Here is a 2,232-nt window from a genome sequence, read left to right as displayed (position 1 = left end):
TACTTCATAAAGGCCATACAACTCTTTACCTTTATGAAATATCGGGGTTTCGGGTGAGTTGAGATATTTTGGTGTCCCGTCACCTAATACTCTACCACCAAAGCCTATTACTCGGCCGCGTCTGTCTCGAATAGGAAACATCACTCGACCACGGAATCGGTCGTAGCGGTTGCCTTTATCGTTTTCAATCAACATGCCGCCTGTGACGAGCATGTCTTGGTTTTCTTTATTCTGGCCAAAGTTCTTACGAACTAAATCCCATTCATCAGCCACATAGCCGATGCCAAACTTCTGGACGATTTCACCAGACAGGCCGCGATCTTTTAGATACTCAATCGCCACCTTACTTGCTGGCTGTTTGAGTTGGTTACGATAAAATTGAGCAATGCTGCCCATTAAGTCGTATAGGTTACGTTTTTCACTGCTGCTTGCTTGTGGGCCTGACTGAAACGAACCATTACCGCCGCTACGTTGTTCTCGAGGAACATCTAAACCCAAGTATGAAGCGAGTTCTTCAATGGCTTCGACGAATTCTAGTCGGTCGAATTCCATCAAAAAATCGATGGCATTTCCGTGCGCGCCACAACCAAAACAATGGTAGAACTGCTTTTCTTGACTGACACTGAATGAGGGTGTCTTTTCGTTGTGGAAAGGGCAGCATGCGCCGTAGTTTTTGCCTTTTTTCTTAAGTTTCACACGTGCGTCGATGATATCGACAATATCAAGTCGAGCTAGAAGGTCATCGATAAAACTGCGAGGGATGTGTCCAGCCATAAAACCTAACAAAAAAAGAAGATGATGAGTGGAGTGAATGCCTTAAAAGAATGAGCGTATTGCCCATTGATTTCATTCCATCCATCCAGATACAAACAAGCCGTGCGCTCCAAAGGATAGCACGGCTTGCTGCAATTGGGTGGGGTACCTTAAGCCAATTTAGCGCGAACTAAACCGCTTACTTTACCCATATCTGCACGCCCTTGAATTTGCGGTTTCAGAACGCCCATTACTTTGCCCATGTCTTGCATGCCAGCTGCGCCAGATTCAGCAATCGCGTTCTCGATGAGAGCCGCTACTTCTTCGTCTGTCAGTGGTTGAGGCATAAAGTCCTCAAGAACGGTAATTTCTGCTTGTTCCGCATCAGCAAGATCTTGACGACCCGCTGCTTCAAACTGCGCTACAGAGTCGCGACGTTGTTTAACCATCTTGGTCAATACTGCAAGAATGTCGTCATCGTTCAGAGTAATCTGTTCGTCAACTTCACGTTGCTTGATTGCTGATAGGGCTAAACGAATAGTACCAAGGCGCAATTTGTCCTTGGCTTTCATCGCTAATTTTTGCTCTTCTTTGAGTTGATCAATCAGAGCCATAACTAAATTCCTTTTGGAGCTCAGTTATTAGTACAGGCGAACGCGACGAGCGTTTTCGCGAGCTAGCTTCTTAGCGTGACGCTTTTGAGCTGCTGCTTTAGCGCGTTTGCGAACTGTAGTTGGTTTTTCGTAGTGCTCACGACGACGCACTTCAGAAAGGATACCTGCTTTTTCGCAAGAGCGCTTAAAACGACGTAGAGCAACGTCGAACGGTTCGTTTTCACGTACTTTAACTACTGGCATATGCCTTTCACCTCAGGGGTTATTCGTTAACGCTGGTATTCAACAGACCAAATCACAATTGTTAGGTCTCTTACCAGCTTGATCAAAAATGGTGCGGAATTTTAATCCGATCACAACTACTTTGTAAAGCCTTTTGTCGATTATTGTCTGTACAAAATTTGTTTGCAGCACCAAGGCGAGGTAATATGACGCCCAAATTTCCTCTATACAGAAAGCATACTGAGAAAACCATGCGCATTATTGGTATTGAAACCTCTTGTGACGAGACTGGCATCGCAATTTATGACGATGAAAACGGTCTCTTGTCACACAAGCTATACAGCCAAGTAAAACTGCACGCAGATTACGGCGGTGTGGTGCCTGAGTTGGCTTCACGTGACCACGTAAAGAAAACCATTCCTCTTATTAAAGAGGCACTAAAAGAAGCGAACTTAACTTCAAAAGACATCGATGGTGTCGCGTATACCGCGGGGCCTGGTCTTGTTGGGGCGCTATTAGTGGGTGCGACTATCGGTCGCAGTATTGCTTATGCTTGGGGAGTGCCAGCGGTACCTGTTCATCATATGGAAGGTCACCTATTGGCCCCAATGTTGGAAGATAACCCTCCACCGTTCCCGTTTGT

General features: G+C 45.7%; 4 protein-coding genes. 1 reads left to right on the top strand and 3 read right to left on the bottom strand.

Translation table 11 applies throughout. The annotated features are described in order from the left end of the window. The 3 genes from dnaG to rpsU all read right to left on the bottom strand — a co-directional run. A partial coding sequence (dnaG, locus tag IQR33_RS32455) for a DNA primase (protein WP_228013787.1) occupies nt 1-774 on the bottom strand: 774 nt, incomplete at its 3' end. Nucleotides 775-923: 149 nt separating this feature from the next. Continuing rightward, a complete protein-coding gene (locus IQR33_RS07295; RefSeq protein WP_005379720.1) occupies nt 924-1,367 on the bottom strand; it encodes a GatB/YqeY domain-containing protein in 444 nt (147 codons plus the stop codon). 27 nt (nt 1,368-1,394) lie between these two features. After that, nucleotides 1,395-1,610 carry a 30S ribosomal protein S21 gene (rpsU, locus tag IQR33_RS07290; RefSeq protein WP_001145625.1) on the bottom strand — a complete coding sequence of 72 codons (216 nt, stop codon included), beginning with the start codon at nt 1,608-1,610 and terminating at the stop codon, nt 1,395-1,397. 230 nt (nt 1,611-1,840) lie between these two features. Here rpsU and IQR33_RS32450 point away from each other — a divergent pair. Then, the coding region (locus IQR33_RS32450; protein WP_416222671.1) for a tRNA (adenosine(37)-N6)-threonylcarbamoyltransferase complex transferase subunit TsaD at nt 1,841-2,232 on the top strand (392 nt) is incomplete at its 3' end.

Source organism: Vibrio sp. OPT46, assembly GCF_015163535.1.
In the GTDB taxonomy this organism is placed as follows: Bacteria; Pseudomonadota; Gammaproteobacteria; order Enterobacterales; family Vibrionaceae; genus Vibrio; species Vibrio alginolyticus.
The sequence above is the reverse complement of the archived record's forward strand: the minus strand, read 5'-3'. Positions and strand labels throughout refer to the sequence as shown.